Source organism: Hominimerdicola aceti, from assembly GCF_025567495.1.
In the GTDB taxonomy this organism is placed as follows: Bacteria; Bacillota; Clostridia; order Oscillospirales; family Ruminococcaceae; genus Hominimerdicola; species Hominimerdicola aceti.
Window position 1 is genome coordinate 57,443 of sequence record NZ_JAOQJZ010000013.1, and the last position, 24,621, is coordinate 82,063.

The following is a 24,621-nucleotide window of genomic DNA, read 5'->3' on the forward strand; positions in this document are numbered from 1 at the left end:
CGTTTCACTCCAAATCACTTCTCGTCACTCAGAAATCACGCTATTTCAACGTTTCATGAAATACGAGCTATGAAAGATGCGCTAATTCAACATTTTCAAAATACACCTCAAAAGCCCCTCAGAAAAAAATTTTTGGCAGAAAATAATCCCGTATAATAAAACTTGACACATACAAAACAATCAAAGTATAATAAAAACAAAGGAGATTGGCACAGATTGGGGAAATAGACACAGGTGCAGGCTCACGTACACCGGGAGAGTCACTTACTATCGCACAGCAGCTTCAGGCGGATAAAAAGTCCCGTGAGCTGTCCGAAGCGTCAGTAACAATAGTGGAGTATCTCCGCCATGAGCAGAACCGAGGTCAACAGCAGAAACGCAAGTGGAATGACCTTGAATGATACAGCGCATTGCACCGAGGATTTTCCTTTAATTGCTGCGCCCTGCACAAGAATTATTACAATTATTCTGATATGCTGGGCTCTGAAATCATTGTAGGCTATAATATGGTTACTATGAAATTGGAGGTGCATGATATGTTAGTGATACCCGAATTGGCAATGCCGAAATCACAAAAAAGTCACGACTGTCTGCAACGGCAGGCGTGAGATCTGAACGGACTATGAACAGGCAAAAGCATATTTCCTTGAACTCATGATGTCTATGGACGGTGAGGAGCATGAACGTGCGAAGTGCGTTTACATTCAACTGCTTCGCGGGCTTGACGAGTGTAGTGATGAGGACTGATATGAAAAATAGGAGCGTTACCACAATGGCAACGCTCCTATTTTTACATACAAATATAATCAGCAAGTGAATCACATATCTTCTTATGCTTAGTATTAGGAGTAGTCTGAAAAATCTCTCCTGTGGTTGACTGCCATATTACAATGCCATCAATGTTCAACTGCTCTATAACGTACCAGTCAGCAGGAACATCGGGAGTAATGCTCCTTTCACTCAGCGTTACATCAACAACGTTGAGACGCTTTGCCTTGCATATTCCTGTTATCTCATGACCATCATAAGTCGCAAATCCGAATTTTAACAAATACTGTTTGTATTCAGCGGAGAATGACAGTTTGAGTTTTTCTTCTGCTTTGGTAATGTCATCTGCTGATCCTGCAATATAGGATTTAAACAAGGGTTGCTTTTTCAATGCCGCCAGTATATCCATACTATATCTCCTTTATGCACTAAGTAACGTCGCCATACTTTTCCAAAAATCCATACGTTGAGTATCCCAAGTATTACCAGGAGCATGAGCTTCGCTCGCTTTTCCAAATACGTGCCATATTTTATTGTTGCCATTTTGCATATGCTCCGCTTTGGTAAGAATAGCAAGAGTAGAATCAGCCTTTTGACCTATGTGATGTAGCTCATACGGCAAACCAGAAATCGGATCAATTGCCGCTTTTCCTTGCTGCATTAGCTCTAAATTAGTCATTCCAGTAGCTTCGTCAACAAAGTTTAGGTCTATATTTCTGATTAAAGCTGTTTTGCCGTTAACCATTTCAGCTGTCAGCCCTGCCTCTTTGCATATTTCAAATTGCTCCATGTTACTAAATTGTTTAATAACATCAATGGGGTATTTGGATTCTTTCTGAATTGTCGCAGCCTGTTTCATTGTCAAACCATTCAGTGTTGCACCTTTTAGTGCGATAGCTTCACTGGATCCACCTGTTATAGCACCCGTACAAGCTCCCCACATATACCCTTCGCTGCCTTTGAAAGCAGCGGCTTTTACAGCCTTATCGAAATCGTGGGTTTGGATCCCCTCTACTACTCCGGCAGATACACCGCTGATCACACCTGATGATAGAGCAAATACAGTTGCAGATTTTGCGGAAGCCGCAAATATCATACTTACCGCAGGTGCTCCAGCACCGCCTGTTACTACCGATACGGTCACACATAATAAGATAACCCCTGTTCCGATGGCAACATTGCGGATAACTTTATCGAAGGTATCATCATATTCCTCGAACGGAACAACATCTGTCTGACCGTTTTCACCGAGTGTGAAGATAAATTTATCCCCCTGAAAAGCCTCCTCAAGATCAGATAGCTTATAACCGAAATAGATATTCTCTTGAGAATTATAGGCTAATTCATCAAGATATTCCTTAGAAATGTAAACTGCTTCAACATTCTCTACGAAATACTTATCGCTGTCGAGCTGATTGACCAGATCAGTATAAACTGTATCCTCCACATATCTCATAAGATTAGGATCGTTCAGGGAAGTGAAAACGAGAGAATTAACATATTCTTCGGAATTTGTATCCACAGTAGATTGTGCTGAGGTCAGATCTGCACTTTCATTTGGTACAGTGGCTTCTGTAGCTAATGACTCTGTTTTATCCACTTCGGAAATATCAGTCTGTTCTGTGATCGATATTGTAGTCTCAGATGATGTATCGACTGCATCTTGTAAGGAACACCCCGTAAGGAGCATAGCACAGGAAAGCAGTATGGCAAGTGCTTTTTTCATAGCGTCCCTCTTATTATTCATCATTTTTCTTCTTTCTGAGAACGGTAGCAATTATACCGCCAAGAGCTACAACACCAATACCTCCGCCAACTATGAGGAGTACAGATTTACTCTCATTCTTTTTGACGGAGGCAGTTGTGCTGTTTGCTGCATCTGATGTTGCTTCAGGACTTGATGTTGTAATATCAGCGGTAGTGGTTTCCACCACAGGCTCAATAATATCTCCGTCGTCAGTAATTGTATATCCCTTATCGACAAGGGCATTCAACTCAGATATTTCGTAATGCTTAGAAGAATTGAGATTCTTGGTGTATGCTGTTAGAATATTGTTGCTTCCAACATATATAGTCTTTACGGCAGGCTCAAGTTTATCATCATAGCGGTTAAAGGCTTTGATGGTGTATATTCCTTCATCGGTAAACGTTTCTCCGTCAGAAGCAACGCCATTAAATCTTGTATCCTCTACAAGCCCATTCTCCGTATTATTCAGTATTTCTTTCTTGACTTGGAGCTTGGGATAACTTGATTTTGCAGCGTCGATACGAAAGCCATTTTCTGTAACATCACCGTTGTTCAGCTCTGTACCTGATTTGGAGTCAAAGATATAAACCATACAGTTTGCGTTTCTTATCTTGAATTTGAATGAGGTCTGATAATATGTTGTGCTGTCCCAGCCATCATAATCTGTTATAGCATAATCAAGATGAACCTCATAGTCTCCCTCTTCAAAAAGTTGAATCGCAGTATCTGCACCCGGTGACGCAAGTGCGGCAAGATAATCGGAATACTTAACCTCCTCTGCCACATTCTCAGAGTCGGTATGGCGTATAATCAGCTCTCCATGTTTCATGTTATGAGCCGGAACTTTGAATTCTTCATCAGAGCCGTTTTTATCACTCTCTATTTTAAAATCGCTGTTTCCATTCAGTTTTTTGATGTCCTGATCAAGATGGAAAGTTAATTTGACTTTATTTCCTACCTTTTTAAGGTAAACATCTTCTGAATCGCCTTTATCTGTGTATCCGCTTAAACAAAAGTAACCAAGATCTCAGCCGTAATGCGGATCGTCTTTTGTAATTGTCTGAGAGCCAGCGTAATTATTCTTCTTTGTTCCAACGGTATACGATGCATTTTTCGCACCTGCATAGAAATAATACTTTTCGCCTGTCGGTGTAGTATTTATGTCCTTATAGCTTGCATAGAATTCATATACCTGAGCTATTTTTTTGGTACTATAATCATCGGTTTTATAGAACTCCTTAAAAGACCACGAATAATCTTTTGTTCTTTTTTCAGCTTCAAAAGCAGCTATGATTCTATAATAACAGCCGTTGGAAAGCTGAACATTATTTATCTGATCTTTTTCAAACGTCTTATTATCTGTAATGTTGACGGTTGTATTGATAGTAACCCATTTCTCGCCGTCAATGGATGTTTGCAGAATAAGCGCTCCATAATCAATATCGTCACTGAGTTCTATGCCATTAACAACATCGTCCCCATCTTCGATCAGGTGCCAGCTATCTTCTTCGGCTTTTTTTCAGAGTGTCTATGTACTTGAAATCAAGCGAGAATGTCCCATCATCGGCTATCTCATATGCTTTAATTCCGTTTTTATCATAGCTTCTCTGAATATCACCATTTATAGACAGTGTACCTATTCTGAACTCCTTATCCGCATTATCAGAAGGTTCTGACGAATCGATCTCATATTCGCTCTTTTTTCCTAATTCATATACAAGACCATCAATATCAACGGTCTGTTCTTTTGCTTCTGCAACGAACGGAAATGCACCTAAAACTACCGTGAGCATCATTGCAACACCAAATGTGCAGAATAGTTTTTTCAGTAATCTTTTCGTATTACCCTCCCCATTTTAACATGAAGTATGCATATTGCCACAATAGAACTTTTTTAGTAAAATATTCCCTTAATATTATACCACAAAACGGTGTTTTAGTCAATATTGCAAGAAACGAAATAGCTATCGTTGTAATATTTTTATGATAATATACAAATGGTTTCGTTTTCCTATTTTATAATCATTGTATCATATCTTTGAAATCAATTATAAAAATGTATTCCGATAATACAGCCCTCAGAGTGAATTCCGAGGACTGCTTTTATATCAAAGATACTGATGAAGCCAATCAGGTATATTAGGATCATCAGTTGCCCATGATTCCACTTCTCTTTCATCAGTTTCCCAACTGTTTTCATGTCCGTCAAAGAACTTTTGTCTATGGCACTTATACTTTACTACTGTTCCGCCTTCAAGACGGTACTCGTACCAGTAGTAGTTCTGTTTACCATAGCCCTTGTACTCCTGTGTTGTGTAGATAGTCATGACAACAACCTCCTTCACTCATTGTCGATTTCGTTTTTTTCACTCTCGTCATACTGCTCACTATCATAATCGTTACATATCTGCCTTATAGCTTCCTGAGCAGCTTCGGAACGTTCTTTAACCGTCTGTGTCTTCGCTTTGTGCTTCTGAACGAGATACTTGATACCTTCGTATGCACCTATTGCAGCAGTAATTACAACAGTTACAACACCAGCACCCTCAATCATACCGTGTTCATGACCTTCCTGATAGCCTTCATTATGAATATCATCAATGAAGTTGTCTACACCACCGTGTTCGCTTGCTGTCTTTGTCAAATATGCGTAATTGCCTTTTTCATTTGCATCCCACGCCATAAATCATTTCTCCTTTCAGTTAGTCAATATAATTAAACAGTCTGTCAGCTGTATCCGGACCTTTACCACTCTTTTGTGTCGATTGTCTGCTGCTGACGAACGAATTTGCAGAGGTGCGTACTGCAAAGACCTTATACCCCTGCAAGAGATCGACCGCATCATTCTGTATTACGTTACACACAATAACTATCTCTATCTCAGGATCCTTCTTTTTCAGCTTATCTATCATACCAAGGACGGACTTTCCTGCATTGATAACGCTGTCAACAATAATTGCTACCCCTTGTTGTATAGCTGGGAGTTCATCATTTTTAGGATTGTAGCTGTAGAAAGTACCACCAAAGCCCGTATATACACCATCACCGAAGAAGCGACCGCCACGTTCAAGTACGATAACAGCAGCATTGATATTGGGGATAAAACCTCGCATGACCTCACCGAGTTTTCTTCCAAGCCTGATGTGTGCATCTACAAGCCTTGCACCGTTCACACCTGAATCAGACTTGCAGATTGCAATGTCATCTGCTATACAGCCGTTATTGTCAGCCAGTATGTATGGTGATATGTCATAGACTAAATTTATTCCCGACAAATCCGAATCCCCCAGAGAACGGCTAAGATATTTGCCGATATACAGGTAGCCCTTGTCTGCCTGTTTCAGCATATAATAATCATTCTTGCCGTCACCGTATGCTGTGACAGCATATCCTTTATCTTGCAGGAGCTTGACTACAAAGAACTTAGTGTCAGCCGAGATAAGCGTATCAGCGATCACATTCTTTAACGTAAACTGTTCGGAAAGCTGTTTCCAAAGCATCTTGATACCAGATGAAAGTATAACATGGTTTTTATCAGCAACCATACCGAAGATAGTTCCATTTAGGTCTACTGTTCTGAGTTTTTCGATATCATAGCTTAGGTTTTCAACTTCTTTGGTGAACTGAAATGCCTGATACCCCGTATAGAAATTGCCGTCAAATACATGAGTAACGTGACCGCCTGTGCAAACCCTGAACGAGTCCTGTTCTATAATGGTCTTGTCACCGTCGCATATATGAATATCGCATGGCTGCGGATAAAAGTGCATGATTTGATTGGCTATGTCCTCAGCAAGTCCGAATGAACTGAACCCATTCTCAATACTGTCGATGAAAGCCTGCAATCCCTCAGCAGTAATATCTTTCACTACATAGAAGTCCTTGTTACGCTTATGAGATTCTGTTCTCAGGCTTTCGATCTCAAAACTCTGCCACTTGCGAATTCGCTCAACAGAAAGCTCTGCAAATCTTCTATTTTTATCAGAACTTTTCAGCCGCTCTCTGATAATTTCAGGCTCGCAGTATAGGTAAATGAAAACATCATAAAGATCTCCATCGGCATAGGTAAAAGCCACATCATCAAGGAACGAATAGTGACCGTCCGAGATAAAGCTGTCAGTTCTTGCTTTGAGCTGTTCGGCATATCTGATACGTAGAGCATTTTTTTCAGCATCGGAAAGATCCGAAAATCTTCCCGATGCCATTTTGTTAAGTTTCATACTGCCATGTATCACAGGGATAGTAAGTCCTTCAAATATCGTTGTCTTGCCTGCACAGGGCAGACCGTAGAGTGCAAACCGCATTTGTTATCACTTCCTTATAAGTCTGCTGATACTGATGAAAGCCACATTTACAAGTGTTACGCCAACTGCGGCAGCTACCATACTTCCATATTTACGGACTATCTTATTTTTATTATCAGGTTTAGTTTCAATGTTTTTCTCAGGCTCATTATCAGCTTCTTCCGCTGCCTCAAGTTTTGTCATAAGTATTGCAAAATCTTTCTTGAATTCAGTCATATCAATCGCCATCTGGTATTCTTCTGGACATTTGACCTCAGTTACAGCCTCCATCATGGTACAAATGTCCTCATAGGAATACCACTGATTGCTTGTGAACCTTTCAATGAAAGAAGGAAGATAGTTGCTGGGGCAGACTTTTATATAATGATACTTACACTCAACATCAATGCGAGGATTGGTGAAAGTTACGATCTTAAAGATTTTCAGATAATCCATTCCAGCACGTTCAAGTGCCTTGCGGAGTAGAGCTTCACGCTCGTCCATCTTATCAGCGATATTACAGTCATGGTGCATCGAGTTACCTATTCTGTAAAACTCGCCATTCTCATCAATAAAGATGTTCTTTTTGCTGTTCTTGATCTCGATGATGAATATAGCATGATTGGTGAACACGATAGCGTCAATCTCAGTACGTCTGCCATCGAATTCAAGTTCAACATTGTGAAGCACACCGTTCTGACAGCCGAGGTTATCTAATGCTCTGAATACCTTCTGTTCTCCTGCATTTCCTGAAAACTCAGCACTAATGTTATTGCAGACTACCTTGCTGCCATTTACGAACCGTGCAAGTTCATCGTCAGCTACATGACCACGCTCCTCGTTCATCTTGCGGAAATGCCTTTCAACGTCCCAAAGCTGAAGATCACAGTTTTCAGCATGTTCAGCTTTGAAGGTAAGATCAATCAACTCTTTTTGGAGTTTAAGCAGCTCAAGCAGGTACTCACTCCTGGTATAAGTATCCTTAGAAAAAGCGGTTATCTGGGAAATGATCTCGTTTACTCTCTTTTCATTCATCATTTCAAATTCCTCCCTCTTAGATTGAAAACGGGCGTTTTTCTTCTGTACACATTATAATACATATCAGAAAACAGTTATTAAAACCGATTCCATGACCTACAGCCCTTGCGATTCTCTGAAACAAGTATTTCGGTCAAATTCAGGAATTTCGGGTTTTATACGTTCAATAGGCGTATCTGCTTTTGCTATCGGCGGTAAATCTACGCAGTTACCGCATAAATAAACGTTCCCGTTAGCATAGAAGATGTTGTTTATTCCTGCTCCGCACATACCTCCGTACATGGTACAGTCATATTTGCCTATACGGACATTAACCCTGTTCCTGGCTTTATCAAGGAAAATATGAAACTCATCTAAGGATATACCGCCTGCACCTATCATTCGTGAGAATGTTATCCTGCTGCCGAACGGTTCAAAGAAAGCAATCGTATCTTCTGCCTTTTTGAGCGTATCTCTGCCAACGGTACAATTCATTGAAGGATAGCAGCCGTTTACTGAATAATAAAGCTCAATAGCGTTCATGACTTCTGAATGGGTATTGCACCTTAGTCTGTTATGTATCTCAGGTATTCCGTCTATCGAGAAACCCACATTAACCCTATGTCCCTTGAAGAATCCGAGCATTTCTTCATTGACAAGTGTTCCGTTTGTTATGGTATAGGCAGCAATCCTGCCCGACAGAAGGTAGTCGCTGATATACTCAATGTATCCTTCCAGTGATACATAGTCGAGCAGAGGCTCGCCGTTGCCTACAAAGCCGAGTTTGAATACCTCAATATCGTACTTGTCTATGTGTTGCTTGATATTGTCGAGTATATCATACACGTTCATTTCTGCTTCTGTAAGGTATTCCGCCTTTTCAGTGGTGTGAAAGTGGCAGCAAGCACAGTTCAGGTTACAGCGGTTGTTGATGCTGATGCAGGCTCTGGTTATCATCTGAAACTCCTCTTTTTCTTCGATTTGTTTCGATCTTTCATACGCCCCAGTTCAAGGTATTCGTTATACCTATCTTCATAAGTCATATCATCAATGTCAACGATTTTTCTATCAGCCCCTGCTTCCAGTAATATATCACGACATTTAAGATAACCATTCGCACAGGCTTTTATCAAAGCAGTAAACCCGTTTGCGTCCTGCTGGTTGATACTTGTTCTCTCATCATCACAGAGCGTCTTAACAAATTCGACCTTGCCGTCCCAAGCAGCATCCATCAACGGCATATTTCCTTCGTTCTTTTCACGTTGCCTCAGTTTTCCTGCATCGTGAGGATTTCGGCCTTCGACATTCGGATTTGCATGACATTCGTTCAGGAGAAAAATGAACATATCATAATCGTTCATCTGAATTGCATGAGTGAGAGGAGGAAAATACCTATGTTTACAATCCCTCTTGTTAACATCAGCCCCATTATCTATAAGCCACTTGATCTTCGCTTTACGTTGAGTCAAACTATGCTTACGGTTTCTAACCACAGACATAATCAGAGTATTGCCATCAGCCAAGAAAGCATTAATCTCATCCTCATCGGGAGCAATTATATCAGAGTAGTCGTCTGCATAGTAATTATCAAGTTCAACAAGCCCCCTTCATATTGACCAGCTTTTGTTTGGTTATCATATACTCTCTGAGGTGTAAAGCGGTAACAGTTTCATCGCCTTTTAGAAATGCAGAATAGTCAGCATCATCAGTAATAATCTGAACTTCGCACCCGTATTTTTCAGCTGCTTTTTTTGCTACTGCTATAATTTGCTCATCTTTTTCAATTGATTTGTCACCATCATATTCCATTCTTATTACTCTGTCACCGTACCCAATTTCTCGAATAATCTCCCACGCTTTTTTTCCGAGTGCCCCAGCGTTTGAGTTTTTTATTCCATCCAGTTCTCTTATAACAACGTCAGGAATCACAACAATGTTGTATTCCTCGCCAAGTTCATCTACTAACTGAGAATTTTTTATTAAAGCAGAGGTATCAGGAACAGCGATTTTATCTCCGCGCAGGAACTGTTCTGTCTGTTTCCCTGAGTATCCAAAGACATCACAGTATGCCCTTGCCCACTTAATAATAGTTTTTTCTCCTGCCGAACCGCTTTCAGCTCTTGAAAGTGTAGATTTGTTGTCCACACGATATTCATCGTTGCCGCTTGCAGTAAGCAGTTTTCTCATGGATTCAAGACTCTTAACTCCGTTCTTTTCACGAAGCTGTTTCATTCTTCTACCTAAAGATTCCATTTCTTTCTTGGCCATAACTAATTCCTCCTTAGCTGAATTGGGAAACGTTTATCCTGTGATTATATGGCAACATATTGTTGCGTAAATGTCAATATATTTTGAGAAAACGCAACAATAATTCGTAAATTGCAACATATCAATTATTTCTGCGATTTATGCAACGATGTAACAATGTACGCAACATGGCTTAAAGTTTTCTCTATTTACGCAACGATTTTGATTTCAAATGTTATTCAAAATATCGTTTATACGGCATTTATAATATAAACAGCACCCAGAAAACTGAGTGCTGTTACGCTCAAAAGTATAATTAAGGCTCAAAAATGTACTCAATCCTGTCATAATCAGTACCGTAAGCCCATATTTTAGCCACATCAGTAGCGCCGTTGCCGTTCAGGTTCTCAACACAGGTACTGAAGTATTCGTCCTCAGTATCAACGATCTTATCGTCCTTGTAGAACAGAAGCTTAAACTTTGCGAAGTAATCAATCTCATCAACATTCTGCTTGAAGGTGATATACAGATCATCGCCAGTTTGATTATACTGCACCATTTCAACGGCGTTACGCTCTCCGGTCATGAAAGAGTCCTTCTTTGCCTGAGCATTTGCCTGAATGTTTGCGCTTGATATATCGCCTTCAAATGAGTAGCGGAAGAAGTTGTTCTGTCCTGCGGTCAGTACAATATCATCGAAACTCTTTCCCATAACATTGCCGTCAGCTCCATACGCTAAGAGCATAGCGGAAACAGACACATCTTTCTTTGCAGTCGTAGTAGCCGTAGTCTTGGGCTTTGCTGTTGTTGTAGCTGCTGTTGTTTCTTTCGGCTTGGAGTATGTGACCGTATCATCGGTAATAACAGCATTTTCGACCTTTTCATAGTTGATTACCCATGAACCCGCCATATTTTCGATAGTAGTGGTCTTTACGGTCACAGTATCGCCTTCCTTAATATCAGGATTGCGGGACGATACGAAGTTCAGATGCTCGCCAGCCCATACATTATAGCCGAGCTTTGATTGCGGGTGAAATTCTCCTGCAATAAAGCGAACCACCTTACCTTCAAGTTTTTTGCCCTCGTTCAGTGCCGCTTCAAACGACTCTGCATCTCCATAGTCGATCATGACTTCCTCTGCGGAAACATCTTCACTCTGCTGAGTTTCTGCCGACGACGCTGCGGCATCTTCTTTCTGTTCGTTACTGCCGCATCCGCAAAGCGTGAGAGACAGGCACATGACCAGTGCAAATAGGCTTCTCTTGATGTTATTCAGCTTGTTCATAGTAACCCTCCGTTCTTGTTGTGGTTTATGGGGAGTTCGTCCCTCAATCTGATTTTTTGGCTGCCGCCATTCCGAGCAGAAGCACGATAGCATCGTCAACCGGACCCGGGGCAAAGTCGATCGGTGATACGATATACAGGATCACCAAAACGATCAGCATTCCTTTTCCAACATCACTCATGATATTACCTCCTTTGGTAGTGTCGGTGTGCCTTGTGTTTCTTACTGATTACAGTATATCACAGCTTAACCGGAGGGTATAAAAACGGATTCCAAAACAAAAAGCAGGCTCAAAAAGAACCTGCTTTCACATTTATATCTGATTTCGTTTGTCGGGCGATACCTCACGGCAAACGCCCTGTTCCTTGTATGTTTCATTGATATGGTCTATCTCAGCGATCAGCTCACGGCATCTTGCTGTATCCTGCATTTCCGTATATATGTCGAGCAGAATATTCAGTAGTTCCGCTTGTTTGTCGATATACGGTATCATGTCGGGATATTTCCTGCATATCTCCACCGCTTCTTCGATCTTATCGGCTGCCGAACGGAAGTCGTTGTGATAAAAATAGCAGTTCGCCGTCGGGATATGGATAATGTCGATAATCTCCAAGTCTATCGGGAACACCTGCCTTGCAATCTCCTCAGCCTGTTCTGTCAATCTCCGTGTTTCCTCAATGTCAGGCACGGCAAGCGTGTAGTACCAAGCAGCCACCATACAGTAATAGCAATGGTTGTCGGTGTTCTCCTCGATCAGATCGTACACCTTGTCGAGCAGTTCAGCAGCTTCATCAAATTCCTCCGGAACACTTCTTATCAGAATACTTGCTAAATCAAGATAATATCCCGTGAGTTTTTTTTCGCTGCTGGCATCGGAGGATAGTTCCGCTTCTTTAATAGCCTTATCCATAGAATCAAACATATTCTGCAATATCTCTGCTTCTTCCTCAGTGTAGGGAACATATCTGCCGTTAGCTAATGTATCATAATAGCAGCCGAGCATATCATAATACATAGCCGTAATAATATGACGAGGGTGCTTATCTCTGAAAATATCAGCTTCACGCAGTATTTCCTTGATCTGCACATCATTCGTCATTCCCGCATAAATGTCGATCATCTTCTTGTGATAGTCCATGACAGTCACATCGTCCGCAGACCAAAGCCAGTTTCGCACCGTTTCCGCTATGACAGGGTGCAGACGAATCCTGTTATCATCGTAGAGCCAGCCTTCCGCAGAGAGCTTCGACACTGTTTCGAGCTGAATAGTGGGAAAGAACTTCTCCACAAGGCTCGTTTCCAGACCTCGCACATTCAGAAGAGCAAGGATTTTCAGCGTGAGCCGAGCTGTATTGTCCACGGCACTTGCCTTGAATAAAGCTGAGATAATAGCCGACAGCGTATCGTAAACTTCCTCACCGTCCTTGATATTGCCTATCTTTTCGCCGGAAAAGCGAGAAAAGCCGTTCTCACGGATTAGGTCAAGCGCTGTGTGAATATCGAGCCTGCCTGCTGCAATTTGCCTTGCGATCAGCTCTAAAACAAGCGTATGCCCCTGAATGAGCGTGATGATCTCCTCAAAGCACAGCCGTTCTTCTTTGGTCGGTGTGCGTTCAAGGTTGAGCGTCACAAGCCTGAAAAGCTCCGAAGTATCGGCTATCGCACCGACCTCCAACACGGCAAAGCTGTTCTTCGACGGCTTCTGCCTTGTTGCGATAATAGTCTCATATCCGCAGTCGATGATACGGCTCAAATCTTTGGTCAGCCTGTCTGTATAGTTGTCAAGGACGAACAGCACCCGTCGCCCGCCGCAGATACGCTTGAAAGCCTTGAGCTTACGGGCAAAGTATTCGTCGAGGGGTTCACCGTCCTGCCGTGACACCGTACTAATCTGCAACTGCACATCATCACAGAAAGTGTGCTGAATATCGCCGTCATATTCAAGGTAAGCGATCACATCATATTCCGTCCGGTATCTTGCGATATAGTTCTTGACGAGCATAGTCTTGCCGATACCACCCACACCAGTCAGATACAGAACATGGTTGGTTTGCAGGCTCTCTGCAATCTGCCTGATCTCCGTGTCTCTGCCCACGAAATCAGGTGATACAGACGGCAGAATAGGAATAATATAATCCTTCTGGTTCAGCAATTCCACAAGCGCACCGAGGAGCTTTGTGACCTCATCAATGGTCTGAAAACGGTTCGTTGCAGAGGAACGTATCGTATTTCTGAATAGTCTGGTGAAAAGTGCTTGAATATCGGGGCGCTCAGAGTATTTGTGATATTCACTCTTGCAGTCCTCAAACGGGAATCTGGAAAAGCCCCTATGCTCTGTATCATTGGAATGTCTGCCAATAAGAAGATAAAAGACTATTTCTCCAACAGTATAGATGTCCGCAGCCATGCTGATCTTTGTGGCAGCATACGGATTGAGCTGCTCAGGTGCGGCCCAGTCTCTTGTGTAGGAAAACAGCGTATTACCGCCGTTATTCACATCACGGATACTGTCAAAGTCGATAAATTCCACAAGCTGTGTTATAGTATCATCAGGAGCGTTTTGCACGATAAATATGTTTTCAGGTTTCAGGTCAAGGCAGAGAAATCCCGACTTATGGTAATAGCCTACGGTTTTGGCTATCGTTTCGCAGAGCGCCATATACTGCGGTAATGTCAGCGAATCGAGCTTATCAAGTGTCGTGCCGTTATAACAGGCAACGTCGATATAAGCCGTACCGTTGGCTTCAAAAACATGACTAACAGGCGGAGTCTGATTAGTCAGCACAGACTTCTGCCGTATTGTATTCTGCATATTGCCTGAAGCTATGAAACGCGCCTTGCCGACTTCAATATCATCATTGTCATGGAGAGCGTATTCTTTCAGAATGCACTTTGTCATAAGCTCACCATGACTGCACTGCGCAAGGTAGACAACTGTGTTCGCACCGCTGCCAAGCTGTTCTATGACCGTGTATTGCCTGCCGTCAGCAATAAAGGTGTAGCCGTTGTTTAGCATAGCACCGACCTCCTTTCACCTATATTATATATGAATGTTTCGGATGATTATAAAAATCAATTCCGTCCATTCTGGATAACGCAGTACAGCGTATCAATAGGATCGTAGGAGTTTGCACAATACAGAAGAAGGCAGTCGAACGGGTGACGTACATAGAGTTGGGCAAATCCGCAGGAAATAAGAACACCGTTAAGCTCCTCATAGAAGTCCATAAGGTTTCCACCGATAGTATTCGGATCGGTGTTTTCGGCTTCATAGTAGAAGTTATAGAATTTCAGGAGCATAAGAGTTTTACGCAGTAAATCGTATGAAGCTACATCGCCTTTTATGATCTTGCCGAGCGTAACATCATTCGGGAGTGATTCGGTAAAACGCTTCGGGAGCTTACGGTCCTTGCTTTTCTTACTTGAACCCTGATATTTGACACCGAGCAGAGCTTCAATCGTAAGACTGCCGAGCCGTTCAGGAGACAGTATCCTGTCAGCTTCATATCTCAACAAGATACTCCGCACAGTTTCGATTTCTTCGCTGATAATGCTTCTTGCAAGCTGAAACTGTTGCTCGTTATTATAGCAATGCTCCGACAAATACCGCAGGAATTTTTCGTCATCATCAATGTCCAGTATCATGGAGATGATCTGCGAAGTCGATGTATGGGCATTTTCCTGAGATACAAATCCCTTAGACTTTTCAAGCAGCTCAGTTACCGCAGAATATGACTTCTTATGGTACAGAGCGTACATAAACACCGCATCTACGCTGCTTTTAACATTGAAAGGCATTGTGAGATAATGCTTCTGAAAGAAAACAGCCGTCTGCTGGAAGTCCATTTCAAGGGCATAACAGAGGTCATAGTGATTACGGCGATTGGTTACACCCGGCATAGTGCCTTTTATCCACTCCTGCACTGTCCGAGGGCAGGGAAAGCCTAAAATCTCCTTATATCGACGTTTAACCTCTGTAAGCATAGGCTCAATATCATCGGCTGCACAGGCAACACCGAGCTGAGTCAGCATTGCTGCCACACCTTCCAATAATACGGGACGAGCTTCAAGCTCCATAGCACGACTGATACCCGAAGCAACATCTTCGGCATTTTCAGGATTGATAGGATCACCGAAACAGGTTACATCGTAAATATATTCAGTAAAATCATCACGCTGAAGCTCTGGTGTGTTATCTCTGCTGATGCTCATTGTTCTATCCTCGCTTTCTTTATGACAAAGCTCCCAGTCAGGCTGAGAGCTATACAACATAATATGTGTGTCTCAATTATACCATTTCTGATGTTATATGTCAATCTATGCATAAAAAAAAGAAAGAGTATCTGAAAGCTGATACTCTTTCTGATTATAGCAAAATCGTCTGTTTATCGCACTTTTAGATTGTTCGTAAGGTGTTCGGGTAGGTTCAACCGCCAAAATGGGTACTGGTACGAATGTCCAGAAGAAGCCGATCGCAGTCTACGACCTCGATATTCCGTGGAGACCGGCTGACCTTGAGCAGCGCACCGGAAGAATTATCCGTCAAGGCAATGAAAACAAGCAGGTGCAGATCTTCCGCTATGTCACCAAAGGCACTTTCGATGCATACAGCTACCAGACTTTGAAGAACAAGCAAAAATTTATCTCTCAGATCATGACGAGTAAGACTCCTGCGAGAAAGTGCGAAAATGTGGACCAGCAGGCACTTACATACTCGGAGATCAAGGCACTCTGTACGGACGATGAGCGTATCAAGGAAAAACTGATGCTTGAAAACGATGTAAAGGAGCTAAGGGTACTTGCTGCGGAGTATAGAAACACGGTATTTGAAATGGAGGACAGGATCGCTAAGTTCCCTGGGCAGGAACAGAAACTTACTGCTATTCTTACTGATCTCCATACTGACCGTGAAGCTCTCCGCAAACTCCCGATTGATCCTGAGCGAAAATTGCCCGTATTCAAGATCACCATTGGTGAGACTGAGTACACTGACAGAAAAGAAGCAGCTAAGGCTTTTGAAGCTAAGAAAAACGCTCCGAAGCGAGAAAAGACTTGCTACTTTGAAAGGGCGAAGATGAAGCGTGATGACGCTGCTGAGATGAGAGCAGCCTACAAAGTCGGCTTCAAGGACGGTGCAACTATGCTGTAGGAGATTCAGGACTGATATAATCACAGCATAAGGAAAAGGGCAATGTCCTCCGTGAGTGGAAGGCATCGCCCTTTTTTCCTTTAGAAAAAAATCAGTTCAATTGTTTTTGCAGCCATTGAAGGCGATACAGATCATCAAATAAAGTGTCTGCTTTGTACTGCTCCCTAAAACTATAATTTCATCATACGATACCCAATACCGATATGTGTTTGTATCAGCGCCTGACTGCTGTCACTCAGCTTTTTTCGCAGGGTAGCCATAAATACACGCAGGGAGGCTTCGCTGTTATCCGCAGGAGTTCCCCATACACTTTGGATAATGTACTTATGCGTCAGCACCTTGCCGACATTCTTGGCAAGCAGGCAAAGCAGCTTGTATTCTATCGGTGTCAAGTGAATTTCTTCATCATCAAGGTGAACACAGCCCGAAACATAGTCTATCCGTAGTCTGCCATTGACAAACTCCGTGACCGAGATGTTTTCGGACTTCATAAGCCGCCTTTGTATCACCCTGAGCCTTGCGAGAAGTTCGTCAACAGAGAAAGGCTTTGTCAGGTAATCATCTGCACCTTTGTCAAGGGCTGTTATCTTGTCCCTTTCCTCGCTCCTTGCACTGACTATGATGATAGGAACATCGCTCCAAGTGCGTATATGCTCTATCACCTCAACGCCGTCAATATCAGGCAGTCCAAGGTCAAGTATGATAATATCAGGCTTATGCGAAGCGCTGAGCATGATCGCTTCATTGCCCCTGACAGCAGTAATAAAGCGATAGTCGTTCATTTTAAGAGTAGTTGTAATAAGATTTCTGATAGGCTTGTCGTCCTCCACCACCAGAACAAGATATTCATTCATTTAGATCGACCTCTCCTATTGGCAGAGTAAAGCTGACAACTGTACCGTTTGGTATGTTGTCGCTGACAGATATAGTACCGCCGTGTGAAGTAATAATTGACCTGCACAGTGCAAGCCCCAGCCCCAGACTTCTTCTGCTGTCTGAGGAACGGCTGCCGCCCGTATAGAACATATCAAATACCTTTTCTTTTTCTTCATCGGAGATACCAGTGCCATGATCGGACACGGATATCACAACAGTATGCGCATTTTCTCGGCGCACACTGACGGTAACATCAGAATCTTCATCGCTGTACTTGACAGCATTATCCATAAGATTGACTATGACCTGTACGATAAGGTTCGCATCTGCCATAACGGGGATTATCTCGTCATACATATCAACGATGATATTTCGCTTTGGGTGAGTGCGTTTGGTGTGTTTGACAGCCTCCTGAACAATGTCATCAAGTATCTCTACCGAGATATTGAGCTGCATTCTGCCGTCCTCAATTCGTGTAGCGTATAAAAGATTTTCCACCATTTCGATAAGCCACATTGATTCGGAATAAATATCCGTGTATATCTGCTGACGTGCTGATTCATCAAGCGTATCGCCGCCGGAAATGAGCGTACTGGCATTGCCTGATATAGAGGTCAGCGGTGTTCTGAGATCATGGGATATGGAACGGAGCATATCAGCTCTAAGCTGTTCATTCTGCGCCAGAAGTGCCGCCTCCTCCTTTTCACGGGCATTCTGCTCGGCGATCAGGATATTGCGTTTCAGCTTATTGGCAAGCGTTCCTGCAATGAACGCTGTAATAAACATCGTCACAAATGTGACAAGATAGCCTGCATCGTGAACTGAAAGAGAAAACTCAGGATAGGTGAAGAAGCAGTTGAAAAGCATTACTCCTACTAATGATGATATCAGGCAGAAATACATCTTTGATGTAAAAATGGATATCACAAGCACAGCAATAATATACAGCATGATAATGTCCGCATCGGCAAGTTGAAATGCTTTGAATGCGTATCCGGCAAGTGTTGCGGCTGTCAGCACCACAATACATATAGCGGAGTCTTTGAACACAGAAAATGCTTTAGAGCTTTTTATAGAATTAGCAGTCATAAGGATCACCCTTGCTATTATAACATATCACTTTTGTGTTCGTCAACATCATCTTCTGACAGGTCGTGTCCACGTCTGCTCTTTTGTGTCTCCTCGATGAATTCATCTACTTTTTTCATAATATAAAAACCGTAGAGAAACATTGCTCCTACAGATAGTGCAAGCAGAACATTTCTCACACGATCATCTCCTAGATTCTGAAACACTTCTGGATATCCCGAACCTCACCTATGACAAATGCGATGTCATCAGTTTCAATTACAGTGTCCGGTGAAGGGATAAATACCTCTTCTCCGCGTTTGATCGTCAGAATATTGATCTTGAATTTCTTTCGTATATCGATCTGTGAAAGCGACTTTCCGAACCAGTCCTTCGGTACTTTCAGTTCGTAGATCGAGTAATTGTTATCCAGATGAATAAAGTCGAGTATGCTGTCTGATGCATATTTTGTAGCGATGCGAAGTGCCATCTGCTTCTCAGGATAGACAACCTCATCGGCTCCGTTTTTAAGCAGGAATTTCATTTGTACATCATTTGTCGCACGGGATATGACTTTCTTTGCCCCCAGCTCCTTGAGCAAAGACGTTGTTTCCAAAGAGGACTGAAACCGGCTGCCGAGGGCAACGATACAAACATCATAGTTTCCTACACCAAGCGAACGGAGAAATTCCTCATTGGTGCTGTCACCGATCCTTGCGTTGGTCACATAAGGCAGTATATCGTTGATATGCTTCTCATTTTCATCTACTGCCATGACCTCACACCGAAGCTCCTCCATGCGTCTGGCAATATGACTGCCAAATTGACCTACTCCGATAATTAAAACTGTTTTCATATATAAGACTCCTTACCCTACGGATATTTTTTCAAGCGGTAAGCGTGAATTCTGACTGTCCGCCGACGGCAGAGCTGCATAAATGAGTGTCAGTCCGCCGACTCTCCCGAAAAACATAAGTATCATCAGTATCACACGGGATACAGCAGACAGACCGCTTGTAATGCCAAGTGACAGCCCTACAGTACCGATAGCTGAGCTTGTTTCAAACAGACAGGTCAGCAGCGGTAGATCTTCCACTCTGCTGATAATGACACCGCTTGTAAAGAACAATACAAGATACATAAACAAAACAGCGCCTGCACTGCGGACAGTTTCGTCTGATATTCTTCTTTTGAAGCACTGCACATCATTTCTGCGGCTAAACACTGTGATCGCAGAAAGGAATAGAACAGCAAAAGTCGCTGTTTTCATACCGCCTGCGGTGGAACCTGGAGAACCGCCTATAAGCATAAGAATGACCATAATGGCTGTACCTGATTCATCCATAGCAGCGAGATCAGTTGTGTTAAAGCCTGCGGTTCGTGTTGTGACAGACTGAAACAGTGAATGGATCGTCCGGTCATGGATAGTCCCATGGTCATATTCAAAAAAGAAGAAATACAGCGCAGGCAGAACGATCAAGACAGCAGATGTCATCAGTACGACCTTGCTTTGCAGAGAGAAGCGCCTGATCCTGTGCTTGTGTGTTCCGATATCGCCCCAGACGAGGAAGCCGATGCCTCCCGTAATAATTAGCAGCATAATGATGATATTGAGATAGATGTTGCTGTGGTAAAAGGTCAGCGATGAGAACGGTTCTTTTATGCCGAACAGATCAAAGCCTGCATTGCAAAAAGCCGATATGCTGTGAAACAAGGAATACCACAGTCCCTTAGCGATACCAAGATCATTGCAGAAAACGGGTGCAAGCAAAGCCGCACCGATCATCTCTATGATAAGTGATGTTTTAAGGATAAAGCCTGTCAGCTTCACAATACCGCCTACCTGCGGTGCGGAGATGGATTCCTGCATCGTACTGCGCTGCCACAGACCGATTTTCCGCCCTGATGCTCTAATGATCGCAAGCCCGACGGTGATAACGCCCATACCTCCGATCTGAATTAGCATCAGAATGACCACCTGCCCAAACAGAGACCAGTATGTAGCAGTATCCTTTACAACAAGCCCAGTCACACAGGTAGCTGAAACGGCTGTGAACATTGCATCAGGGAATGAAGTCACACACCGCTGCCTTGATGAGATCGGCAGCATCAGAAGCAACGAACCTACCAGAATCAGGCAAAAGAAACTGATAATGATGACCCGAAATGAAGTCATATGAGTTCTGTTTTTTACTTTACTTTTATGTAACATCGTACACCTCTCGTTCAAATTATAGCTTTATTATATCACATGAGCGGTTAAAGTGCTGTTAAGATTACGGTTACTGTGTTAAGATTTCGTTAAGGCACAATATTGATGTGTGCCGCTTGCCCGTAGTCTATTGGAACACCTGCAAACCGTTCCACATAAGTCCATATCATCATTATGGCGCGCGCCACAATGACAGCATACCCTTTTGAAACTGAATAACTCACAAAGGCCTGCGATTTGCTCACACAAGCACTTCTCAGGTCTTTTCTTTTCAGGCGGTTGGTTTTCCGCTCCGCAGGCTCGGACGGCTCTGAGGGGCGTTTCCGTTCGTCTGAGGTGGCTTTCAAGCAGAGGTAGGCTCGCCAATGCTCTTGGTGGTGAAGCAGAGACAGAAGAGAATGAGGACACTAATAAAAAAAACAGGCTCTTGATACAAGAACCCGTTTTCATGGTGCCGGTGACCGGGGTCGAACCGGTACGGTATCGCTACCATCGGATTTTGAGTCCGACACGTCTGCCAATTCCATCACACCGGCACATAACACTATGATTATAGCACACTTTTTTCATTTTGTCAAGCAAACTGCAAGTAAATTCTGCATTTACTGGTTTGTATATTTTCAACATAAAACATATTTGACGACTCTTGACTTTTGGAGAATTTTATGATATAATTAAAAACAAGGCAGTAGAGAAATTATTTTCTCCGTCATCGGCAATTACGGAACTGCTGCCGCAAAATAATCGGGAGGGATCTATCGTGAATATAAATGAAATGACAGTGCTTATATGCGACGATTCTATGTTCGCTCGCAAAAAGCTCAGTATGTCTATTTCTGGATTTGGAGTAAAAGCCGTTTATGAAGCAGCCGACGGTGAGGAAGCTGTTAGCAAATATAAGGAGTTCAAGCCTGACGTGGTTTTCATGGATATCATCATGCCAAAGGTAACAGGTATTGAAGCCCTCAAACAGATAATAGCAGAAGACCCTGACGCTAAGGTGATAATGGCTTCTTCTGTTGGTACTCAGAGCCATTTGAAAGACGCTCTTAAGTCGGGAGCTGTGGACTTTTTGCAGAAACCTATAGCTGATAATGACGCTCTTAAAGTCCTTGAGAACGTTGCAAAGGGGGTACTGTAAATGTTTGCGCAGTTTTTTGGAGGCTACCTCTTTAACCATAAGCTTTGTACCGCTGAGGATCTTACTCAGGCTTTCGAGGCTAAAAAGCATACAAGACTTCGCCTTGGCGTTCTCGCTATAAACGCTGGTCTTATGACAGCCGAGCAGGTGGAGCACGTCAATATCACTCAGCAGAGTGTCGATAAACGTTTTGGCGACCTTGCCGTGGAGCTTGGCTATGTTACCGCTGACGACGTTGAAAAGCTTCTCGCTCAGCAGCCTACTGATTATCTGCTCCTGGGTCAGACCCTTGTTAATAACGGTGCTCTTACCAATGCTGAGTTTGAAAAGGCACTTAAAGACTATAAGGCTGAAAATCAGATAACCGACGATATTTCAGACAATCAAACAGAAACTCTACATAACCTTATCAATGAGTTCTATCATTTTGACAATGATGAAAATGCTCGTATCTGTACTGATTATGTTACTTTGCTTTTCAAAAATCTTATCAGATTTATCGGTGACGATTTCACTCCTATGGAAGCGTCAGTTATAAAGAATTTTGCAGCAGAACATATCGTTATCCAAAAAATAAATGGAAAGTATAACGCTGAGGCTTGCATTTCCACAGATTCAAAGACATATATGGCTTTCGCTGAGAGGTTTGCCAAAGAGAGCTTCACGGAGGTCGATGACTTTGTAAACGCTACAGCAGGCGAATTTCTGAACGTAAACGACGGTCTGTTCGTTGTAAATGAGTCAAACGAGCATGGCGTTGAGCTTACACTTACACCGCAGGAATTTTTGGAAAATGGTGAGCTTGCCCTGTCTGGCACTGCATTCTGTATCCCTGTGAACTATCCGTTCGGCAAGCTGAATTTCATCATTGCCACCTGATATAATTTTACAAGCACATAATATCCGCCGCTGTCCAGCTTTGTTCAGCGGCGTTGATGTTCTTTGCCTTTTTTTATAACTTTTTTTCAAAAACACTTGAAATTTCATTGGAAGTATGTTATAATAGTAAGGTAACAAAAGTTAGATTGATATGATTCAGTTATTGTTCCTCATCAATCCGAGATATAGGTGTGCGGGTCCTGTGCAATGAAACGCTGTGAACCATGTCAGGCGGGGAACCGAGCAGCATTAAGCGGTTTGTTTCGTGTGTCACAGTTCCGCCCGCACGCCCATATGTCGGATTGATTTTTTTATTTTCTTGATTGGAGTGAGAGTTTTGTATCAGGCATTGTACAGAAAATGGCGTCCAATGTCATTTGACGATGTTGTTTCACAACCGCATATTACAACTACTCTCAAAAATCAGATAAAAAGCGGCAAGACCGCCCACGCCTATCTTTTCACAGGCTCGAGAGGTACGGGAAAGACCACCTGCGCAAGAATTTTTGCAAAGGCAATCAATTGCCTTGACCCACATGACGGTGAGCCATGCCTTGAATGTGAGATATGCAAAGACGCTGACAACGGCACTCTTTCCGATATTATCGAGATTGACGCTGCTTCAAATTCTAAAGTAGACGATATCAGAGAATTGCGTGAAGGCGTTGTCTATACTCCTGAAAGATGTAAATATAAGGTATATATCATAGATGAGGTGCATATGCTTTCCGCGGGCGCATTCAATGCCCTGCTGAAAACTATGGAAGAACCTCCTCCGCATGTGAAGTTTATTCTTGCCACTACGGAGATACATAAAGTTCCTGCAACTATCGTGTCGAGATGCCAGCATTTCGACTTTCACAGGATAAGAAACGAGGATATTGTTTCAAGGCTTATGTATATTGCTTCTCAGGAGGGCTTTACCCTCCACGAAGATGCCGCAGGCATGATAGCAAGGCTTTCTGACGGTGGTATGCGTGACGCACTTTCTCTTTTAGACCAGTGCGTTGCCTATGAAAACGACATCACCCTTGACGTTGTGTCCTCAGCTTCCGGCATTGCAGGACGTGATTATCTTTTTGATATTCTCGAAAAGATAGCCGAAAAGGACGCCGCAGGCGCACTCAGGGTCGTTGACAAGCTTTATGATATGTCAAAAGATCTGAAAGTCTTGGCAGGTGAACTGCTCGCTCAGATGAGAAATGTCATGATAATCAAAACTATCGACAACAACAAGGATCTTATAACTTGTCTGCCTGACGAGTATGAAAGACTTAAAGCCCTTGCAGAACGCATGAAGCTGGACGAGATACTCGGGGATATAAATACTTTGCAGGAGTGCAGCGAGCGTTTTGCAAAAAGCACATCAAAGCGTATCGAGCTTGAAATGTGTATCATAAAGCTGTGCGGAGCTGCTCAAAAAGCAGGTGCAACTGTGCAGGCTGCATCAGGCAATGCAGAGATCACAGTGCTTCTTAATAGAATAACTCAGCTTGAGAATGCACTAAAAAATGGTGCCGTTTTGCAGACTCAACCGCAGATCGCCACACCAGCTCAGCAGGAACAAGCTCCACCGCCAAAGCCTTTTGACCCGGATTTCAAGAAAATGAAAGCAAGCGACTTCAAGCTTGTGCAGACTTGGGACAACATTGTCGAGCAGGTTAAGCAGACAAATCCTGCCATAGGCTGTTTCTTAGTCAATTCGAAGGCTTATATGTGTCAGAATGTGTTGCTTATGATAGTACACAATGACTTTTATCTCAAAAAGTTCAAAGCAAGCGGTGATGCTACGGTGCTTAATGAGATACTGAAAAATAATTTCGGACAAAACTTCACTATCAAAGTCAAATCAGCCAAAAATGTCGCACCTGAGGATACGGAAAATCCTATAAATCAGTTGCTTGACAAAGCGAAAAAACTTGATATTGAAGTTGATATAAAAAAATAAT

Annotated in this window: 25 protein-coding genes, 1 tRNA gene, 1 other RNA gene and 1 pseudogene; 7 read left to right on the plus strand and 21 right to left on the minus strand. The window is 42.8% G+C overall.

Annotated elements, in window-relative coordinates; translation table 11 throughout:
- The first annotated feature begins 206 nt into the window (after positions 1-206).
- Positions 207-401, plus strand: a complete 195-nt coding sequence (locus tag OCV57_RS11630) for a hypothetical protein (protein WP_267301688.1) — start codon at positions 207-209, stop codon at positions 399-401.
- Positions 402-536: 135 nt separating this feature from the next.
- Positions 537-747 (plus strand): annotated as a pseudogene (locus OCV57_RS11635) (hypothetical protein).
- 43 nt (positions 748-790) lie between these two features.
- Here OCV57_RS11635 and OCV57_RS11640 read toward each other — a convergent pair.
- The 15 genes from OCV57_RS11640 to OCV57_RS11710 form a co-directional block, all read right to left on the minus strand.
- Entirely contained in the window at positions 791-1,177 is a 387-nt protein-coding gene (locus OCV57_RS11640; protein ID WP_267301689.1) for an SMI1/KNR4 family protein, read from the minus strand.
- Positions 1,178-1,189: 12 nt separating this feature from the next.
- On the minus strand, positions 1,190-2,494 hold the full coding sequence (locus tag OCV57_RS11645) for an HNH/ENDO VII family nuclease (RefSeq protein WP_267301690.1): 1,305 nt from the start codon (positions 2,492-2,494) through the stop codon (positions 1,190-1,192).
- A 13-nt stretch (positions 2,495-2,507) separates the two neighbouring features.
- On the minus strand, positions 2,508-3,344 hold the full coding sequence (locus OCV57_RS11650) for a hypothetical protein (RefSeq protein WP_267301691.1): 837 nt from the start codon (positions 3,342-3,344) through the stop codon (positions 2,508-2,510).
- 670 nt (positions 3,345-4,014) lie between these two features.
- Entirely contained in the window at positions 4,015-4,311 is a 297-nt protein-coding gene (locus tag OCV57_RS11655; protein WP_267301693.1) for a hypothetical protein, read from the minus strand.
- Positions 4,312-4,623: 312 nt separating this feature from the next.
- Positions 4,624-4,842, minus strand: coding sequence for a hypothetical protein (locus tag OCV57_RS11660; protein WP_267301694.1), 219 nt, complete (start codon positions 4,840-4,842; stop codon positions 4,624-4,626).
- A 14-nt stretch (positions 4,843-4,856) separates the two neighbouring features.
- Complete coding sequence (locus tag OCV57_RS11665) at positions 4,857-5,198, minus strand: hypothetical protein (protein ID WP_267301696.1); 342 nt, start codon at positions 5,196-5,198, stop codon at positions 4,857-4,859.
- Between the two features lie 19 nt (positions 5,199-5,217).
- On the minus strand, positions 5,218-6,819 hold the full coding sequence (locus OCV57_RS11670) for a uracil phosphoribosyltransferase (RefSeq protein ID WP_267301698.1): 1,602 nt from the start codon (positions 6,817-6,819) through the stop codon (positions 5,218-5,220).
- 6 nt (positions 6,820-6,825) lie between these two features.
- The gene (locus OCV57_RS11675; protein ID WP_267301699.1) at positions 6,826-7,836 is read right to left on the minus strand and encodes a nuclease-related domain-containing protein; all 1,011 of its coding nucleotides are present in this window, start codon (positions 7,834-7,836) and stop codon (positions 6,826-6,828) included.
- Positions 7,837-7,932: 96 nt separating this feature from the next.
- A complete protein-coding gene (locus OCV57_RS11680) occupies positions 7,933-8,772 on the minus strand; it encodes a radical SAM protein (protein WP_267301700.1) in 840 nt (279 codons plus the stop codon).
- Positions 8,769-9,338 carry an ankyrin repeat domain-containing protein gene (locus OCV57_RS11685; protein ID WP_267301701.1) on the minus strand — a complete coding sequence of 190 codons (570 nt, stop codon included), beginning with the start codon at positions 9,336-9,338 and terminating at the stop codon, positions 8,769-8,771. The genes OCV57_RS11680 and OCV57_RS11685 overlap by 4 nt, the downstream gene beginning before the upstream one ends.
- Before the next feature lie 70 nt (positions 9,339-9,408).
- The gene (locus tag OCV57_RS11690) at positions 9,409-10,083 is read right to left on the minus strand and encodes a PIN domain-containing protein (RefSeq protein WP_267301702.1); all 675 of its coding nucleotides are present in this window, start codon (positions 10,081-10,083) and stop codon (positions 9,409-9,411) included.
- Between the two features lie 295 nt (positions 10,084-10,378).
- Complete coding sequence (locus OCV57_RS11695) at positions 10,379-11,347, minus strand: hypothetical protein (protein WP_267301704.1); 969 nt, start codon at positions 11,345-11,347, stop codon at positions 10,379-10,381.
- Between the two features lie 43 nt (positions 11,348-11,390).
- Entirely contained in the window at positions 11,391-11,528 is a 138-nt protein-coding gene (locus OCV57_RS11700) for a YkvA family protein (protein WP_267301705.1), read from the minus strand.
- A gap of 132 nt (positions 11,529-11,660) precedes the next feature.
- On the minus strand, positions 11,661-14,363 hold the full coding sequence (locus OCV57_RS11705) for a protein kinase domain-containing protein (RefSeq protein WP_267301706.1): 2,703 nt from the start codon (positions 14,361-14,363) through the stop codon (positions 11,661-11,663).
- Positions 14,364-14,419: 56 nt separating this feature from the next.
- The gene (locus tag OCV57_RS11710) at positions 14,420-15,559 is read right to left on the minus strand and encodes a hypothetical protein (RefSeq protein WP_267301708.1); all 1,140 of its coding nucleotides are present in this window, start codon (positions 15,557-15,559) and stop codon (positions 14,420-14,422) included.
- Positions 15,560-15,785: 226 nt separating this feature from the next.
- On the opposite strand from OCV57_RS11710, the gene OCV57_RS11715 reads away from it, so the two are divergent.
- Positions 15,786-16,496, plus strand: a complete 711-nt coding sequence (locus OCV57_RS11715; RefSeq protein WP_267301709.1) for a hypothetical protein — start codon at positions 15,786-15,788, stop codon at positions 16,494-16,496.
- A 170-nt stretch (positions 16,497-16,666) separates the two neighbouring features.
- Here the strand turns inward: OCV57_RS11715 and OCV57_RS11720 are convergent, their stop codons facing one another.
- From OCV57_RS11720 to OCV57_RS11745, 6 genes are all read right to left on the minus strand, one after another.
- Complete coding sequence (locus OCV57_RS11720) at positions 16,667-17,350, minus strand: response regulator (RefSeq protein ID WP_022288650.1); 684 nt, start codon at positions 17,348-17,350, stop codon at positions 16,667-16,669.
- A complete protein-coding gene (locus OCV57_RS11725) occupies positions 17,343-18,461 on the minus strand; it encodes a sensor histidine kinase (protein ID WP_117928014.1) in 1,119 nt (372 codons plus the stop codon). Before OCV57_RS11725 ends, OCV57_RS11720 begins: the two co-directional genes overlap by 8 nt.
- A 17-nt stretch (positions 18,462-18,478) precedes the next feature.
- On the minus strand, positions 18,479-18,640 hold the full coding sequence (locus OCV57_RS11730) for a hypothetical protein (protein ID WP_267301711.1): 162 nt from the start codon (positions 18,638-18,640) through the stop codon (positions 18,479-18,481).
- Between the two features lie 11 nt (positions 18,641-18,651).
- Positions 18,652-19,296 carry a potassium channel family protein gene (locus tag OCV57_RS11735; protein ID WP_022288652.1) on the minus strand — a complete coding sequence of 215 codons (645 nt, stop codon included), beginning with the start codon at positions 19,294-19,296 and terminating at the stop codon, positions 18,652-18,654.
- Between the two features lie 12 nt (positions 19,297-19,308).
- Positions 19,309-20,652 (minus strand): TrkH family potassium uptake protein, encoded by a 1,344-nt coding sequence (locus OCV57_RS11740; RefSeq protein WP_267301712.1) that lies wholly within the window; start codon positions 20,650-20,652, stop codon positions 19,309-19,311.
- 449 nt (positions 20,653-21,101) lie between these two features.
- Positions 21,102-21,188, minus strand: a tRNA-Leu gene (locus OCV57_RS11745).
- 224 nt (positions 21,189-21,412) lie between these two features.
- Between OCV57_RS11745 and OCV57_RS11750 the strand changes: the two genes are divergently transcribed.
- The 4 genes from OCV57_RS11750 (at position 21,413) to dnaX (ending at position 24,620) form a co-directional block, all read left to right on the plus strand.
- Positions 21,413-21,793, plus strand: coding sequence for a response regulator (locus tag OCV57_RS11750; RefSeq protein WP_038671146.1), 381 nt, complete (start codon positions 21,413-21,415; stop codon positions 21,791-21,793).
- Positions 21,794-22,672: a chemotaxis protein CheX gene (locus tag OCV57_RS11755; protein ID WP_267301713.1), complete on the plus strand. Its 879-nt coding sequence runs from the start codon at positions 21,794-21,796 to the stop codon at positions 22,670-22,672.
- 191 nt (positions 22,673-22,863) lie between these two features.
- An RNA gene (gene ffs, locus OCV57_RS11760) (signal recognition particle sRNA small type) lies at positions 22,864-22,963 on the plus strand.
- A gap of 46 nt (positions 22,964-23,009) precedes the next feature.
- Positions 23,010-24,620 carry a DNA polymerase III subunit gamma/tau gene (dnaX, locus tag OCV57_RS11765; protein WP_267301714.1) on the plus strand — a complete coding sequence of 537 codons (1,611 nt, stop codon included), beginning with the start codon at positions 23,010-23,012 and terminating at the stop codon, positions 24,618-24,620.
- The last annotated feature ends 1 nt before the right edge of the window (position 24,621 follow it).

Coding starts and splice junctions, on each gene's coding strand:
- OCV57_RS11715 (WP_267301709.1), top strand. CDS start 15,786: ATGGGTACTGGTACGAATGTCCAGAAGAAGCCGATCGCAGTCTACGAC.
- OCV57_RS11755 (WP_267301713.1), top strand. CDS start 21,794: ATGTTTGCGCAGTTTTTTGGAGGCTACCTCTTTAACCATAAGCTTTGT.
- OCV57_RS11675 (WP_267301699.1), bottom strand. CDS start 7,836: ATGATGAATGAAAAGAGAGTAAACGAGATCATTTCCCAGATAACCGCT.
- OCV57_RS11735 (WP_022288652.1), bottom strand. CDS start 19,296: ATGAAAACAGTTTTAATTATCGGAGTAGGTCAATTTGGCAGTCATATT.
- OCV57_RS11720 (WP_022288650.1), bottom strand. CDS start 17,350: ATGAATGAATATCTTGTTCTGGTGGTGGAGGACGACAAGCCTATCAGA.
- OCV57_RS11660 (WP_267301694.1), bottom strand. CDS start 4,842: ATGACTATCTACACAACACAGGAGTACAAGGGCTATGGTAAACAGAAC.
- OCV57_RS11640 (WP_267301689.1), bottom strand. CDS start 1,177: ATGGATATACTGGCGGCATTGAAAAAGCAACCCTTGTTTAAATCCTAT.
- OCV57_RS11680 (WP_267301700.1), bottom strand. CDS start 8,772: ATGATAACCAGAGCCTGCATCAGCATCAACAACCGCTGTAACCTGAAC.
- OCV57_RS11655 (WP_267301693.1), bottom strand. CDS start 4,311: ATGATGCTCACGGTAGTTTTAGGTGCATTTCCGTTCGTTGCAGAAGCA.
- OCV57_RS11695 (WP_267301704.1), bottom strand. CDS start 11,347: ATGAACAAGCTGAATAACATCAAGAGAAGCCTATTTGCACTGGTCATG.
- OCV57_RS11740 (WP_267301712.1), bottom strand. CDS start 20,652: ATGTTACATAAAAGTAAAGTAAAAAACAGAACTCATATGACTTCATTT.
- OCV57_RS11700 (WP_267301705.1), bottom strand. CDS start 11,528: ATGAGTGATGTTGGAAAAGGAATGCTGATCGTTTTGGTGATCCTGTAT.
- OCV57_RS11670 (WP_267301698.1), bottom strand. CDS start 6,819: ATGCGGTTTGCACTCTACGGTCTGCCCTGTGCAGGCAAGACAACGATA.
- OCV57_RS11705 (WP_267301706.1), bottom strand. CDS start 14,363: ATGCTAAACAACGGCTACACCTTTATTGCTGACGGCAGGCAATACACG.
- OCV57_RS11650 (WP_267301691.1), bottom strand. CDS start 3,344: ATGAAACATGGAGAGCTGATTATACGCCATACCGACTCTGAGAATGTG.
- OCV57_RS11725 (WP_117928014.1), bottom strand. CDS start 18,461: ATGACTGCTAATTCTATAAAAAGCTCTAAAGCATTTTCTGTGTTCAAA.
- OCV57_RS11710 (WP_267301708.1), bottom strand. CDS start 15,559: ATGAGCATCAGCAGAGATAACACACCAGAGCTTCAGCGTGATGATTTT.
- OCV57_RS11690 (WP_267301702.1), bottom strand. CDS start 10,083: ATGGCCAAGAAAGAAATGGAATCTTTAGGTAGAAGAATGAAACAGCTT.
- OCV57_RS11645 (WP_267301690.1), bottom strand. CDS start 2,494: ATGAAAAAAGCACTTGCCATACTGCTTTCCTGTGCTATGCTCCTTACG.
- OCV57_RS11665 (WP_267301696.1), bottom strand. CDS start 5,198: ATGGCGTGGGATGCAAATGAAAAAGGCAATTACGCATATTTGACAAAG.